The sequence below is a fragment of the Olivibacter sp. SA151 genome (assembly GCF_054130995.1).
Genome location: NZ_CP096391.1, coordinates 4,348,986 through 4,364,396, shown reverse-complemented (window position 1 = coordinate 4,364,396; position 15,411 = coordinate 4,348,986). Strand labels below are relative to the sequence as shown.

The following is a 15,411-nucleotide window of genomic DNA, read 5'->3' as shown; positions in this document are numbered from 1 at the left end:
TTTCGAGATTAGGATAATGAAAGCAATAGGGGGATTGATGTAAAAAAGGGCAATACAGACCCATAAGGTCCGTATTGCCCTTTTTTTAATTATAGCCGGGGTTTTGAGGAAAACTGGATGATCCACCCTCAGTTCGATCTATCTGATCTTGTGGAATGGGGCGTAAAACATGATAGTCCTTGATGTTTTTTCCGCCGTCGGGGTTGTAAGCTTGTACCCGTGTTACCAATTGATGCGTTCTTACCAAATCATACCAGCGAAGTTGCTCACCCAGCAATTCTCTGCCACGTTCTTCCAGTATGAAATCAATATTCAGGTCGGCGGCGGTAATTAGCATTGCTTGACGATGGGTTGCATCCTCGGCTTCATCCGTGCCATTGTACGCGGCCCTTGCTCGGACCATATTCATGTAAGTAACCGCCTTATCCATGTCTCCACTGTACATAAAAGCTTCCGCCGCGATCAAGCAGGTTTCAGCAAGCCGAAATGCCAGAAAGTCGCGAGAGCCGAACTCATAATTAATATCCGGGCGTTGTGGATCTAAAAATTTAGTTAATGTCGGGTATAGTTTCTTGGTATACGACTGTGGCTCGATAACCATGAAATTTTTCGAGGCCTTTACCACAGGATCCAGCTGGTAGCCTGGTAGCCAGATAGCGGTATCTCCCAAGGCGTAAGTTACTTGTTTCCCGTTTACATTATAGGTGCCTGGTTTACTGCAATAGAATACATCCTTAAAGCTTTTTTTATAGCGTGTGTCATTCACGCGATCGGCAAACAAAACATCAAGTGTATAATTAGTTGGCATAAAGCGTTTCCAAGGTTGCCCATCCTGTATATTCCTGTTCATTCCCGGTAAAACGTCATATTCCATGAGGAAATACCGGTGTGCGGAATTTCCTGTTCCGTCGGCGTCCGCATCTGCACCATTCGTGATGGCATTTTTAGTATATTGAACCGCCCATATGACTTCCTCATTTCGCTCGCCGGCTCCTTGCTCAAAAACAGCAGCAAAATCTTCCAGTAAGTGAAAATTATAGCCGGTAATTACTTGTTCAGCCAGGACGGCCGCATCTCGGTAATCACTGTCTTTTGCTGCTTCAGAGCTTGCTCGGGTAAGTAATACCCGAGCAAGCAAATGTTCGGCAGCGGGTTTTGTAGCTCGACCATAATCGGTTTGTTCGGCCGGCAGATTTTGAATAGCAGCTCTTAGATCATCTTCTATCAATTGATAAATATCAGTGAGCGGAGCACGTGATGCCGTTGTTGTTGCTTCTTTCGTTTCGCTGGTTGTAAGATGGACGGAACCGTACTGTTGCACCAATGTGAAATAATAGTAGGCCCTGAGAAATTGTGCTTCACTCCTGCGGATATTACGTTGTTCTTCCGGCATATCCGCAACATCGGGGGCGCGATCAATTACGGCATTACAGGTATTGATACCGACATATAAATTGTTCCATAAGTCGCGCACGTAGGTCGTACGGGGGTCAAATTGGGATGTATACTCATTGATGAATTTGTAAGAGCCGTCAGAACCCATCGTATAGGTATCCGTTCCGAAAACAGTCATCGTCATGCCCAGCTCATTAGCGTGGAAAGTCCGAAGGGTAGAATAAGCCGCTTTAACGCCGTCTTCAAGCCCTTCGGGTGTTGAAAGGTATTCATCGCTAACTTGCGAACGGATTTCCTCATCCAGCATGCGTTTGCAAGAGGTACATAGGGCAAGCGTCAATATAGATAGCATTAATATTGTTCTCATGTTGTTAAAATTTAACGTTTAAACCAAAAAGCCAAGTACGAGTAGGGGGGGTGTCAACGGGTAGATTTTCAGTATCTGCATTGAAATCGATTCCTTCTGGATCAACGCCTTGATGTTTATTGATATAAGAAGAGAAAATCAAAGGTTGCTGAGCACTTACATAAAGGCGAAGTGATTCGGCACCAATTTTAGACGCCCAGCTTTTTGGAAAATTATAACCAAGATTGATATTCCTTATTTTAAGGAATGAACCACTAAAGTAGGCCATACTAGTATTATAAACGGGCCGCTCTTGGTTTTGGTTGGGCCTTGGATAAGCATTTGTTGGATTATTGGGCGTCCAATAATCTACGTTTAAGTTATTATACCTGCCAAACAACGTGTTATGTACTTCATGAAAGGTACTATAGATCATATTACCTAAATTAAAATAAAGGAAAACGGATAGATCAAAACCGTGGTAGGCGAAACGATTGGTCAAGCCGCCTGTAAGCGTGGGTCTATTATTCCCTAAGATAATACGGTCTGAATCATTGATCACGCCATCCCCATTTTGATCCTTGACTTTAATCTCTCCCGGTACCCTTCCGTATCGGGCGGCCTCATCCACTTCATTGCTTTGCCAAATGCCAATTTTTTCAAAATCATAATAAACTTGTATAGGGTGCCCAATAAACCAACGGTTTCCAACATCATCTTGCTTCCCCCCGTACAGTTCGGTGATACTTTCTTTATTCGTAGCGAAGTTCAGGTCGGTGTTCCAGCTAAAACCTTTCTCATCCTTGGGTTTGATGTTCACGGAAGATATACTAAATTCGAAACCGGTGTTTTTTGTTGACCCGACATTTTCCATAATGGATCCATAGCCGGATGTAAAGGGAAGCTGTCTTTCCATCAATAGATCACGCGTCTGCTGCGTATAGAATTCAGCTGCTCCTGTGATACGGCCACCCAGCACGGCATAATCTAAACCAATATTGAACTGACGGGTGGTCTCCCATTTCAGGTTGTCATTTCTCAATTGGTTTGGTCTGAAACCAAAACCGGCCGTCTCATCAAAAGCGTAAGTCGTCCGTTGCAAGAGCCCTTGTGTTCCATACGGATCTATACCTGTATTACCTGTTTCGCCATAGGAGGTCCTAAGTTTTAGTAAATCGAAAACGTTATTACCTTCCATGAAGGACTCATTGCTTATTGTCCAACCCAAAGCGACAGAAGGGAAGAAACCGTAACGGTGATTTCTTCCGAAACGAGACGACCCATCTATACGAGCGGTTACAGTGGCCAAAAATCGATCATCGAATATATAATTGACGCGTCCCATGTAGGATACAATGTCCCAGCGTTGGAAATCACTTCCCGTACCCAAGATTTCTTCCGCTGCACCGAAATTAAAATATTGCATTTCCTCCACCGGAATACCTCTTACACTGATATCGGTTGCTTCGAATTGCCGATGTTGCAAGCCAAATAAGCCTGTAAGTTCCAGTGCGTGTTTTTCGGCAAATGTTTTATTGTATTTCAAAATGTTCTCCAGCGTATAGTTGAAAACCAGGTCCTCATTTCCTTGTGCGGCAGCAGTACCTCCCAGACGGGCATTCGTATACCTTCCTTGAAAATCGCCGACCCGATTTTGAATAAGATCCGGGCCAAAGTTCAAACGGAAAGTAAGTCCTTCAGCTAAGGTTGCTTCTCCGTAAATGCTGCTAAAAAGACGCATGCGTTTGTTTTTGTTGAGTAGGGCCCCCGGTACCAATTCACTCAAAGGATTACTCCGTAATCCATCTGTTGTTGGCCGAAAGATCAGGTTGCCTTGATCATCATAGGGAACACCTAAGGGGTTTTCCAGTAACGCATCGTCATACGGATTTAAATCTTGTCCGTTGGTAATACTGTAGTTACCGAGCATCGAAGTACCAATACGTATCCTATCACTGATCTGGTGATCTAAGTTCACCCGCATCGCATAGCGGTTAAAATCTTGTATAGGTATAATTCCCTTGTCTTTCATGTAATTGAAGCTGACATTGAAGCGCGTCTTCTCCGAGCCTCCTAGAATACTTAAGGAATGATTCATGCTATGGCCTGTCTGCAACATGAGATCTTGATAATCGGTGCTCCGTCCCTGTGCAATAGACGCCAGCTCCACGGCGTCGAATAAACCGGGCGTATTTTGATCGGCGTTTGGATCACTGTCATCGTAGTTCCCGGTTGCCCGTCGTGATTCTCTTTTAAATTCGGCAAACTGTTCACCGTTCATCATGTCGATCTGCTTATACGCACTGGAAAAGCCAAACCAATTATCGTAGCTTACTGTCGTTTTTCCCACTGTTCCTCGCTTTGTGGTTATAATTACCACACCATTGGCTCCCCGGGAACCGTAGATAGCAGTGGCAGAGGCATCCTTTAGCACTTCCATCGAAGCGATATCCTGGGGTGGGATATCCTCCAAACCTCCGGTAATGGGAATTCCATCGATGACATATAGCGGATCGTTACCGGCAGAAAATGAACGGTTTCCACGGATACGAACCGTAGCAGCACCCCCAGGCTTATTGTTTGTATTGGTTACAAAAACACCTGCAGCCCTTCCTTGCAAAGCCTGTGATGGTTGTGTTACGGGCACTTCGGCAATGGACTGTGCACTGACTGAAGACACCGCTCCGGTTACGTCCTGTTTTCGTTGGCTACCATATCCAACTACGACCACTTCGTCCAAGGCTGTGTCGTCATCTGGTTTGAGTGTAATTATAATTTGTTCTGCTTGTCCCTCCCGAAGCATTTGTTCTGTCGGTTCATAACCTATAAAGGAGACCACCAATACATCAGACGCTGCACTGGATTGGATAACAAATGCACCGTTTTCATTCGTAGAGACTTTTTTGGTACTTCCTTTGATGGCAACAGTAGCGCCTGGAAGCGGTTTCTTGTTTTCATCGAGCACACGGCCCTTAATTTCCCGTTCTTGGAAGTCTTTCGAAAGGGCGAGTATTTCCGATGTTTTGGCTACTGTGATCGAACTCGGCAGTAACCACGGGGAATACAGCAGAGACATGAGTAAAACTCCCCGCCTCAGTTGTGTTTTAGCTAAACTGTTTTTCATTGAATCATTTGTTTTTGTTTATAATCGTTTGGTTTCTTCGGTTGCCTGACAGGCATAGCAATACAGACAGGTGATCGAATAACCTTTACATGTGCACTACATAGAGAATAAACTCCTCGGAAAGAAACTTAACTCTTCTGTGATCGGTTCTATAACAGGTAAGACCTGTTAGCGTGGTTCTTTGGAGTGATATCGAACAATACAGAGCAAGATACATCTTCAATAATCGATTCAACGACTTTACGGCTCATAATTAATCTATTTAAGTTACATTTAAGATTGGTAGTAATCAGTTATAATCCGAGCGAAGCCTGGCTTCATCAGAACTACTTATTGATAATCAACGGCAAAATACGGTGAATATGTTTTGAATGAAGGGCAAAACGGCCTGTTTTTTTACGATAACGTTATCGTAAAAAATAAGCAGATAAAAAGTAGCGGTTTAAATGAATGCCCTGGCAAGAAGTAAAAAACCGGGTAGGTTGAAGGCTATAATTTATCTTCCGGATCTAACAAAAAGTTAGATCCGGAAGATAGAAGTTCTAGAACTTAATGTCGTCTACAATACCGTTTGCGCCTGATTCACTCGAAAATCGTTCACTGTATTCCTTCTTTTTTTGGTCTTGATAATCTATCATTTGAGCCATAATATTAAAATCGTTCATCCATTGTGTACCTGCACTGTTAACTTGTGATACCGTTAGACCGAGTTCATCAATGAGCCATTGAGCACCGTCTATTCCATTGTCGTAGGCTGCCTGCATAGCCCCTTGAATTTCAAAAAAATAATACTTGTCAGTTTCCAGACGTTGAAGATTAGCCTTCGCAGTTTCTGATTCCACTTGTGTAGCGGGCGCGTTATCAGGCTGAAGTACGCCAAGTTTCTCATGTTCTTTTACCATACCAAAATATTTGGAATAAACACTAACTACGTTAAAGGATTTGTCATCTCGCATCCGATTATTCCAAGTGACTTGTGCCTCATCCCACATGGGTCTTTCTATGCCAAGGGCACGACAAATCTGTTCTTCGGTACAACCCTCTCCGAGCTTTGCGGCACCTACGGCATAGTCGAATATCGTAACGCCATGCACGGGTTGTAGTTGCGGATCATTCGGGTCTTCTGTTGCGGTGTTCATGGTTGAATAACCCGCCGAAGCCGCGCCTGTGTCAAAAGCTTTCTGATAATTGCCTTGCATATACGCATCAAACAAGTCTTTGTTATTATTGGTGTTTGAATTTTGCTGTTCTGTCACCGCTTTCTTCGCCATATCTTCCAGATTGTCGGTGAGTCCTTTGAAAAGTTTCTTAAACATGGTTATTGAATTTTGATAATTAAAAATTGTTTGATTATCTACTGTTATCTAAATTGCTCGAAGCGCTCATAATCGCTTAATAGGCGATCATAAAAATTCTGATGTTGAGCAGTTAGGCCGGGTAGTATACGATTCATTTCATCTATAAGCGCCTGAAGATATAATTGATACTTCTCTTTGGCGCTGTCTGTACCAAATGCACGACGATGCTCTTGATAACGCTCATAGAGCTCATTGCAACGCAGCTCAGCTAATGGGCGCGCTAAATGTTCCACCAAACGAACTTGGGTGCCTGGATCAAAGGTGTTTTGTGTTCGACAATAGGGGCAAGCGATATAGGTTGCTGTAAAATAGAATGTTGAAATTTCCAATTTACCTCCGCATTGTTTGCAATGAAAATGATCTTTATAATGTGTATATGTTTTCATGATATCAGCATACTCTTTTTCCAGATCGCGTTCGCTTATCTGGTCAAAGGCGGAAGTCATCATGTTCAGAACGCCAACGTGCCAGTCGTTAAAAATCTGGGAGATTTTGACCAATTCCATAGTTGACACTTTGGGTATAACCTCCTCTTGATAGGTATTAGACCCTTTTTGTATAATGGCGGTGAATTGGGCTATCATACCCGCCTTAAATTGTAAAAAGCTTCTTTTAAAAGGATCTTTGTCTGCATCAGCAATGCGTTGTCCGGATACCTGTATTTCCGAATGCATTTCTTCTGCTCTTTGGTATAGTTTACCCAAAAATGTTTGTAACCTTTGAACTAAGGGTGTGTCGGCGTCAACTTCATTTGCGGTATTTGTGTTGGTAGTACTACTTTTGTTCTTTTTATAAAGATTGAAAAAGTTCATCACAGTCTTGTTTATTTTGAATTGTCGTGATCCTTTAGATGAATCCCATTACTTAGTTTTTGCGTTAAAAATTCAAATCCACAGTAGGCACATCGGGTAAGACCATCCTCTTTGGCCCTTCCGCTTCCACAATTCGGGCAGATAATAATTGTTACGCCTGCCTCTTTTTCAGTAAATTTTTCCCGTTTCTGTTGAAGGGCAAGTTGTTCCATGCGTTCAACAATTGATAGCGGTTTCTCCATATAGAATTGTTGTTTACAACTTGGATAGTATTTCTGCTTTTTTTGCTTTATACTCGTCTTCGTCAATTAAGCCACTTTCGAAAAGAGTTTTAATCTTTTTCAATTTCACGACCGATTCATCTTGCGTTTCGGAAGAGTTTACGGTGTTGTCTTGTGAGTTTATTTTCGAATTTGTTTGATTTTGCTGCGTTGCCTGCATTTGTCCCATTAATATGCCCATTGCAATTCCCTGTAGTGCCCCTTGCTGAGCAGGGCTGCTTTCTTGGCTAATAGCAATCGCGGTATTGAATTTTTGGAATCTATCTACGTCACCGCTTACCATATTCATACCCGTTACTTTATCATAATATTGGGTAACTTCATCTGGCAAGGTAGCGGACGTAACGGTAAATTGAGTGATTTCAATGCCAAAAGTTTCAAAATATGGCTGAATCAGTGGGGCGATTTTTTTATTGAGTAAGGAAATATTGCCAGCAATGTCTAATACAGAAATATTAGAAAGTGCTAAAGCTTCACCAAACTGGGGAGCAATAAAATCACGGAGTTGTCGCTCAAACTCAAAGACCGTAAGCTGGTGATAAGTACCTGCATATTCTTTAAAGAATCTTGTAATGTCTGTAATACGTACATTATATGTGCCAAAGGCGCGAATTCGTACCTGCCCGAACTGCGCATCGCGTAGCATGATAGGCGCTGGAGTACCCCATTTTAGATTCACAAATTGTTTGACAGAGAAATAATAAACATCCGCTTTGAAGGGGCTCTCGAATCCATATTTCCACCCTTTAAGGCGTGATAACACAGGAACGTTTTGCGTATGGAGTGTATAAGTGCCCGGCATAAAAACATCAGCAATAGTCCCCTCGTTTATGAATAAAACTGACTGACTTTCGCGTACAAGTAGCTTAGCGCCATTTTTTATTTCTTTGTCTCCATCAGCAATCTTCCACATCATCATATTGGGATCCTGTTCGGCCCATTCAACGATTTCTAAGAAGGGTAATTTTGACGTTGGATTGCTCATTTTCTGTTTTATTTAAAGGGTCTATTGGTTTTCACCATTTTAATCCAGTGTTTTTTAAACGGGGCGATACCAAAGCTACCGCTGACAACCCTATTTCAAAAGTTAAGAACGTTGCAAAGTAACTACATGTTGCAAAAGTAGCGACTACAAAGTGACTACAAGGTTAATTGTCTTTGCATTAAATGATTGATAATAAGGATGATGTGTTTGTTGCTTGCCAAACAATAGCACCTAGCCCAATTCTTGTAAGAAGCGATCTAGATCGGTGTCTTTGTCCAATCCGATTTTTTGTTTGATGCGGTATTTGCTCACACGTACGCTTTTAGGTTCAATATAAAAAGCCGCGGCAATTTCTTTCGTGTTTAGTTGGAGCCGTAAGTATGCGCAATGTTTCAGTTCAAGAGGGGTGAGCTTATCATTGGATATTTCTTTTAGTTTACTAAAAAACGCAGGGTTGATGCTTTCAAACTCTTTGGCAGATCGCTCAACAGTTTCCTCCAAGCGCATCTCTTCCTTGATGATTTTTTCTACATAACCCCTGTTTTGTTCCGTTTCCAGTTTTTGTAGCTTATCTTTCATTTGAAGGAGGAGGCGGTTTTTACGCTCGATTTGCAATGCATCAGCCATGGCTTCTTTCTGCATCTGGTCTTTTTGTAATAATAAGAGTTGCTGTTCGGCTTGTAAACGCGCTTGCTCTTCTGCCTGCATTTTCAATCCGAGCTCGGCATTACGCTCGGCGTCCTGTTTTTCTTGTTGTAGACGTCGAGATTTTTCTTCCTGTAGTTTTGTTTTGCTTTTAAAGGAGTTTACCAATAAGCAGATACTAATCACTAAAAGAAGACAAATACCAGTTAATAAAAGGTTTTGTGTCCTCTGACTGTCCGCCTTCTGAGCAGCTATTTTTATATCCTCTGATAGTTTACTGTTCTCATACTGCGCCTCCAGTTTTTTTGCTTGGAGCATCTTTCGCTCATCAAAGATTTTGTTAGTAAAAACTTCTTTTTTCTTTTGATAGAATAAGGCTTTTTTGAAATCTCCTCTTTTAGCGTATAAATCACTGAGTCCTTGTGCTACATTGGAAAACGTATAATACGAAGGAGTTGCCGCTTTTGTGAGCTGGGTATAAGAATCCATTAAATAAGTCTCAGCGAGTCGGCTTTTACCTTGTAAACTGGCTATTTCTGCCAAAAGACCGTTTACATTGCCGGTAATCGTGTAGTTTTTATCAGAAGCTTTTGCAAGCTTTTTGGCAATATCTGCATAAAAAAGAATACTGTCCTGAGTAGATTGCTTATGGAGCGGCTGGTATTCAAAGAAATAATTAGCCAGATTAATATTAGCTATCGAATAAGTACGGACACCTACCTGCTCCGGTGATTTTTTATAAACGCTTGCCGATTTATGAAGATACAATTTCATGCTATCCAAATATTGGCGCTTCTTTGTCTTTTCATAATGAAATTGCATCGCCGTAGCATAGGCAGTATATGCATTGGCAAGCATCTCATTGTCGGCATTTTCCTTTGCCGTAAGAATGGTAAGTTGTGCATACTTTTTACTCAATACCTCATCATCCCAACTGGAATAAACACCATATAAGATGTAATAAGCTCGGGATTTTAGCGAGTAATCCCAATTTTTAGCTAGTTTTAGGGCTATTTGGGCATTACTTACGGCCAAGTCCCCAATGTCGAGGTAATTATAATAGGTTGCAATTGCAAGATACCCGTAAGCTTCTACCGTTCTATTCTTGATGCGTTGGCCGAGCTGTAAGCATTTATTTGCATACTCCTTAGCCTTACTATAGTCGGCATTCACAAGATATTGCTTGCTAAGTTCTGTATTAAGTTTAGCTAACAGAACCGGATCCTGTGGATGTCCTTTCAGTTGTTCGGCTTCTTTTAAGGTGCTAAGATTCAGATCGTAATTGGCCTTTAAACGAGCTGTATACGCTTTTTTTAAATACTCGGCGAGCGAATTTTCCTGCGCGGATAGACTAAGTAAAAAGCTGCAAAGCAATGTCCACAAAAAAATGCATCGTTTTATCATTTAGGGCTATCTTCTCTATTAGAATAACTGAGTTTTTGAAACAAATTGGCATTGCCATTAATTGAAATCGAGCTCTGCCGCGTTTAAATATAAACAAACTTAGATAAATTGCTCAAATATGCAATATAGCCTTGCATATTAAAGCGATTTGACAATTCGTTAAAAAAGACCGCTTATTGATCTTAAATTAAACATTTTTGCTAAAGGTTTAAACAATACTCGCCAAAGTGCTCAATCACCATTGTTATCTTTAGCTAGCTAATACGTGACCTTGATAAAGAGGCCTTTGTATAGGATGAAATTTTAAGTTGAGCAAGCAACAATTACCATTATAATATAAATAAACTAAAGTATGAAACAATTAAAAAAAATGTGGACAATGATCGTGGTGTTAGCCATCTTTAGCACGGCGAAAACATCTTTTTGTCAAGTAATCAATATAAGAACTGTCGAACAGGGGGGGACAGGAAGGTATAGCGCAGTGATGATTACAGAAGCGTCGTTGCCAACGCATACCATCTTTAGACCGAAAGATATGCGTATATTTAATGAAAGGAATAAATTGCCGATCATTGTTTGGGGTAACGGTGCCTGTTACGATTCTCCTTGGGAACATATAAACTTTTTAAATGAAATCGCTTCCCATGGCTTTTTAGTTATTGCCATTGGTACCATGCCCAAAGAAACAGGGGAACAGGTAAAGCGTAGGTCACAATCATCAAAACTATTGGATGCGATTGACTGGGCCATTACGCAAAACGATAAGGAGAAGAGCCCTTATTATAATAAATTGGATACAACCGAAATAGCTGTAAGTGGTATGTCGTGTGGAGGTCTGCAAGCATTGGAGGTTGCTGACGATCCGCGTGTTACTACACTAGTTGTCTGCAATAGCGGTATTTTTGACGATCCGAAGAAAGGGATGCCCGTGCTTCCGGTGTTAAGTAAAGATCAGCTTAAGAAAATACATACGCCCACTCTCTACTTGTTAGGTGGTGAATCAGACATCGCTTATCAGAACGGAATGGATGATTTTAAGCAAATCAATCATGTACCTGTTTTTGTTGCAAACATGGACGTCGGACATGGCGGAACTTATAGCCGACCTCATGGCGGCGAATTCGCACGGGTGGCAACCAATTGGTTCAAATGGCAGTTAAAAGACGATCGTGAAGCAGCCAGGTTATTTACGGGCAATCCATCAGGGCTTTCTAAATCACCTGCCTGGACAATAGACAAGAAGAATATGCCTTAATTGTTAAGGAATAATTTTGTTTCCTTCTTTTACATCAAAACAATTTCTTGCGATTTGAATACAATGGTTTTAATCGTGCCTTTTAAGCCTGTTTAAGCGATTCTTTTATTTTAATTGTTTGATTTACAATTATTTGATTTTTATGTAACATTTAAAGGCCTTTTTGTAACATAAATTTTCAGCCTTTTCTTTTTTCTTAAGTACAATTGCCTAACAATTATAGCTGAATGCCATAAATTACAGCAAGGGTATTCTTTTCCTAATTATAAACCAATATCAAGGAGGTACTATGGGACCATAAGTAACGCTTTCATTTAAGAAGGTGCACCGATATGAATAATGCTCGTGTGCCTTAATTAGCTATTTATCATGACAATCAATTAAAATCACATGACAAAAAAAGGCATACCCATCGTGTTCTTTATTATAGGATGTCTCTTCCTATCAGCATTTCTTATTGCAACCCTGAAAGGGTCTCATAGCTTCGGCGGCTGGCTGCTGATGGGTTTTTTTCTCTCAGTCGCTTTTGGACTGCGTTATTATTCCTTGTTAAAAGGCTATTCCTTTACCGTAATGATATTTGCTGCAGTGAGCGTATCGATGTATTATCCGCAATTTTTTATCCGTGTAGGAGATTTTCGTCTTTCAGCGCTTATCGTGCCACTCATGCAGATTATTATGTTTGGAATGGGGACAGGGTTGAGTGTAAAAGACTTTGTCGGTGTTGTTAAAATGCCTAAAGGTGTAATTGTAGGAGTACTATGTCATTACATAGTAATGCCCCCGGTAGCTTTTGCCATTACCCGTATCTTCAATTTCCCAGCAGAAATAGCGGCCGGAATCATTTTGATTGGCAGCTGTCCAAACGGATTAGCTTCTAATGTGATGACCTATTTAGCGCGCGCAAACCTCGCGCTTTCCGTGACGCTCACCGCTGTCTCGACGCTGTTGGCGCCCCTAATGACACCCTTATTTATGCAGTTGCTTGCGGGGCAGTATGTATCGATTGATTTTTGGGATATGGCTTGGGATATTACCAAAATTGTCATCATACCTGTATTGGCTGGATTGTTATTTAATCGATTTCTACACGGGAAAGCGAAGTGGTTAGATGATATTATGCCTGTATTATCCATGGCTGGTATTGCACTGATCATCATTGTGATTACCGCTGCTGGCCAAAAGGACCTGTTGATTGTCGGGCCTGCCTTGGTGTTGGCGATGCTCTTGCATAACACGAGCGGGTATGTGCTTGGTTATTGGCTTGCGCGTTTGTTGCGGATGGATGAAAAGGACTGTCGCACAATTGCAATCGAAGTTGGTTTGCAAAATGCAGGCCTAGGGTCTAGTTTAGCCTTGGCAATGGGTAAGTTATCTACGGTTGGCTTAGCATCTGCCGTATTCTCACCGATTATGAATATTACCGGTTCGTCACTTGCCCTATGGTGGCGTTCACGCCCCCTGAAGAATCGGCGTACCGAAATTGACAATCAATAACAAACCTTTAAACAAAACAGTTTATGAAGCACTTTAGCATATTAATACTGACAGTTTGTGTGAGCATCTTTCAGGGACATTCCATCTTTGGACAGCAAATCAGCAAAGGGGAACTAATATTTTTAACACCGGAATGGCAAGGCGAGCGTTTTGAGGACGGACGTCCAAAAGTTTCCGACGAACTTTTAGATCGCATGAAATTGGTTACCCTAGAAGAAGCTTGGGCTGTATTACGCAATGAAAACTATAACTACCAGTACGAGGACGGTTGGTTGAGCATCAATCCGGATAGCGTGTTGGTTGGTAGAGCGGTGACTGCCGTTTTTGTTCCGGGACGACCGGATATCCATCGTGCAATTGATGAACGTGGACATAATCAGGATGGTCGGATAAAATCGCAAAACTCCTGGACAATAGATCTACTTACTAAGCGGGATGTGTATGTGGTTGATCAATTTGGTGCCCATATTGATGGCCCAACAGTAGGAGACAACTTAGGTAACTCCATTTATGCAAAAACCGGAAATGGTGTAGTGTATGATGGCGCGCTACGTGATATCGGAGGTTTAAAAGAGATCGGTGCTTTTACCTCATTCTACCGATCATATCACCCTTCTCATCACCTTAATGATCCAAAGGGGCGATTAAATACCACCTTAGTGGGAATAAACATACCTACTCGGATTGGTAAAGCAACCGTTATGCCTGGAGATGTGGTGCTGGGTAGGGATGGAGGAGTTATATTTATTCCACCCCACTTGGCCGAGAAGGTTGTCCGTACTTCAGAAGTGGTTCGTTTACGTGATATGTTTGGTCATCAACGCTTACGCGAGCAGAAATATACCCCTGGTGAGATTGATACGCGTTGGTCGGACGAAATAGAAAAGGATTTTTGGCAGTGGCTTGATGCGAATGCTGATAAACTTCCCGTACCTAAAGAACAGATAAATGAACTACTCAAACAGCGCACTTGGTAGGCGCCTTATTCACCTTAATTTTAAATAACGATGTCAAATAAAACAAGAAGAGCTTTTTTTAAAAAAGCCATGGTAATGGGAGCTGCCTTAAGCCCTTTATCGGATACTTTCGGAAGTGCACTCCTGCAATCGGCGGAACGATCGTCAAGAGAATCGGCGCCCTCCTCCCTTAAAATTACCGGAGTAGCATGCGCCTTTATAAGGTATGGTTCCGGGCTTTTTGTCAAAATAAAGACGGATCAAGGTATTTATGGTTGCGGAGAAGGGGTTGATGCGGTGCCAGGGACCTATCATTTCGTAAAATTGCTCGAGCGCAGACTCGTTGGGAAAAACCCACTTAATGTACACAGGATTTTTGAGGATCTGCGGAAATCAGGCATCTTTCAGGGTGCTCAGGCAGGGATGTACATCGCTGTTTTATCTGCCATTGAAACGGCACTCTGGGACATTACTGGAAAGGCGCTCGGCGTGCCGGTATATCAATTGCTTGGTGGCAAATTCCGGGATAAAATACGCGTGTATTGCGATACGGCGCTTTACCAACAAAATTTACCAACACCGCAAGATTTTGCGAACGCAGCTTCCAAAGCTAAAGAAATGGGCTTCACAGCGATTAAATTTGATCTTGACCAAGGAAATGATCCCAATAAATACGATCAGTATAACTGGACAGCTAGTCCTAAAGAGTTACAACGTATGGTCGATCAGGTGACCGCGGCTCGTGAAGCTGTTGGTCCGGATATTGATATCTGCTGTGATATGCATGGACGTTACGATTTGGTTACCGGGCAGCAAGTGGCGAAACGTTTGGAACATTTAAATCTCATGTGGCTGGAAGAGCCTATACCTGCCGAAAATGCGGAGGCTTATAAGCTTATTGCCGATAGTACATCGACTCCTATCTGTGCGGGTGAAAATCTCTATCTGGCTTATGGTTTTAGGCGCTTACTTGAGCTGGGTGCAGCGGATATCATTATGCCGGACCTTCAAAAAGCAGGGGGGCTTGGAGAAGGTCAACGAATTGCTAACTTGGCCAATCTTTATTACGTTCCATTTGCTCCGCATATGGTGGCGTCTTTCTTGGGGGCAATGGCCTCATGCCATGTCTGCGCATCGGTACCGAATTTTATGATTTTGGAATGGCAGAGCTACTTTCATACCGACCCAATGTTTAAGGATATTGTCACTTTTGACGGATCGATGGTAGAAGATGGCTTTATCAAACTTCGGGAGGTTCCCGGTATCGGTGTAGATATCAACGAGGAAGGGATGAAAAAATATGCCACGCCCGATTATCCCTTTTTTACTTAGTATAAAAAAACCGATTGTATT

The 15,411-nt window shown here is 42.0% G+C and carries 11 protein-coding genes; 4 read left to right on the top strand and 7 right to left on the bottom strand.

All coding sequences use genetic code 11. From position 1 onward, the window contains the following. Positions 1-85: 85 nt before the first annotated feature. From M1D52_RS17890 to M1D52_RS17860, 7 genes are all read right to left on the bottom strand, one after another. Positions 86-1,762 carry a RagB/SusD family nutrient uptake outer membrane protein gene (locus M1D52_RS17890; RefSeq protein WP_013665900.1) on the bottom strand — a complete coding sequence of 559 codons (1,677 nt, stop codon included), beginning with the start codon at positions 1,760-1,762 and terminating at the stop codon, positions 86-88. Between the two features lie 4 nt (positions 1,763-1,766). Beyond that, positions 1,767-4,865, bottom strand: coding sequence for a SusC/RagA family TonB-linked outer membrane protein (locus M1D52_RS17885; RefSeq protein WP_149105506.1), 3,099 nt, complete (start codon positions 4,863-4,865; stop codon positions 1,767-1,769). 542 nt (positions 4,866-5,407) lie between these two features. Further along, positions 5,408-6,181 (bottom strand): DUF6620 family protein, encoded by a 774-nt coding sequence (locus M1D52_RS17880; RefSeq protein WP_130857145.1) that lies wholly within the window; start codon positions 6,179-6,181, stop codon positions 5,408-5,410. 44 nt (positions 6,182-6,225) lie between these two features. Then, positions 6,226-7,035, bottom strand: a complete 810-nt coding sequence (locus M1D52_RS17875) for a hypothetical protein (protein WP_437393373.1) — start codon at positions 7,033-7,035, stop codon at positions 6,226-6,228. Between the two features lie 11 nt (positions 7,036-7,046). Then, positions 7,047-7,277: a hypothetical protein gene (locus tag M1D52_RS17870; protein WP_130857147.1), complete on the bottom strand. Its 231-nt coding sequence runs from the start codon at positions 7,275-7,277 to the stop codon at positions 7,047-7,049. 13 nt (positions 7,278-7,290) lie between these two features. Next, positions 7,291-8,301 carry an SPFH domain-containing protein gene (locus M1D52_RS17865; RefSeq protein ID WP_437393374.1) on the bottom strand — a complete coding sequence of 337 codons (1,011 nt, stop codon included), beginning with the start codon at positions 8,299-8,301 and terminating at the stop codon, positions 7,291-7,293. 231 nt (positions 8,302-8,532) lie between these two features. Beyond that, entirely contained in the window at positions 8,533-10,350 is a 1,818-nt protein-coding gene (locus tag M1D52_RS17860) for a helix-turn-helix transcriptional regulator (protein ID WP_437393375.1), read from the bottom strand. Positions 10,351-10,702: 352 nt separating this feature from the next. Here M1D52_RS17860 and M1D52_RS17855 point away from each other — a divergent pair, with 352 nt between their 5' ends. From M1D52_RS17855 to M1D52_RS17840, 4 genes are all read left to right on the top strand, one after another. Beyond that, entirely contained in the window at positions 10,703-11,605 is a 903-nt protein-coding gene (locus M1D52_RS17855; RefSeq protein ID WP_437393376.1) for an alpha/beta hydrolase family protein, read from the top strand. A 390-nt stretch (positions 11,606-11,995) separates the two neighbouring features. Beyond that, a complete protein-coding gene (locus tag M1D52_RS17850; protein ID WP_377610332.1) occupies positions 11,996-13,102 on the top strand; it encodes a bile acid:sodium symporter family protein in 1,107 nt (368 codons plus the stop codon). Between the two features lie 23 nt (positions 13,103-13,125). Continuing rightward, a complete protein-coding gene (locus M1D52_RS17845) occupies positions 13,126-14,079 on the top strand; it encodes an RraA family protein (protein ID WP_130857151.1) in 954 nt (317 codons plus the stop codon). A gap of 30 nt (positions 14,080-14,109) precedes the next feature. After that, on the top strand, positions 14,110-15,390 hold the full coding sequence (locus M1D52_RS17840; protein WP_041387356.1) for a mandelate racemase/muconate lactonizing enzyme family protein: 1,281 nt from the start codon (positions 14,110-14,112) through the stop codon (positions 15,388-15,390). The last annotated feature ends 21 nt before the right edge of the window (positions 15,391-15,411 follow it).

Bases quoted from the DNA above. Each gene is read 5' to 3' on its own strand.
- M1D52_RS17855 (WP_437393376.1), top strand. From the start codon at position 10,703: ATGAAACAATTAAAAAAAATGTGGACAATGATCGTGGTGTTAGCCATC.
- M1D52_RS17875 (WP_437393373.1), bottom strand. From the start codon at position 7,035: ATGAACTTTTTCAATCTTTATAAAAAGAACAAAAGTAGTACTACCAAC.
- M1D52_RS17880 (WP_130857145.1), bottom strand. From the start codon at position 6,181: ATGTTTAAGAAACTTTTCAAAGGACTCACCGACAATCTGGAAGATATG.
- M1D52_RS17865 (WP_437393374.1), bottom strand. From the start codon at position 8,301: ATGAGCAATCCAACGTCAAAATTACCCTTCTTAGAAATCGTTGAATGG.
- M1D52_RS17860 (WP_437393375.1), bottom strand. From the start codon at position 10,350: ATGATAAAACGATGCATTTTTTTGTGGACATTGCTTTGCAGCTTTTTA.
- M1D52_RS17890 (WP_013665900.1), bottom strand. From the start codon at position 1,762: ATGAGAACAATATTAATGCTATCTATATTGACGCTTGCCCTATGTACC.
- M1D52_RS17885 (WP_149105506.1), bottom strand. From the start codon at position 4,865: ATGAAAAACAGTTTAGCTAAAACACAACTGAGGCGGGGAGTTTTACTC.
- M1D52_RS17845 (WP_130857151.1), top strand. From the start codon at position 13,126: ATGAAGCACTTTAGCATATTAATACTGACAGTTTGTGTGAGCATCTTT.
- M1D52_RS17850 (WP_377610332.1), top strand. From the start codon at position 11,996: ATGACAAAAAAAGGCATACCCATCGTGTTCTTTATTATAGGATGTCTC.
- M1D52_RS17870 (WP_130857147.1), bottom strand. From the start codon at position 7,277: ATGGAGAAACCGCTATCAATTGTTGAACGCATGGAACAACTTGCCCTT.
- M1D52_RS17840 (WP_041387356.1), top strand. From the start codon at position 14,110: ATGTCAAATAAAACAAGAAGAGCTTTTTTTAAAAAAGCCATGGTAATG.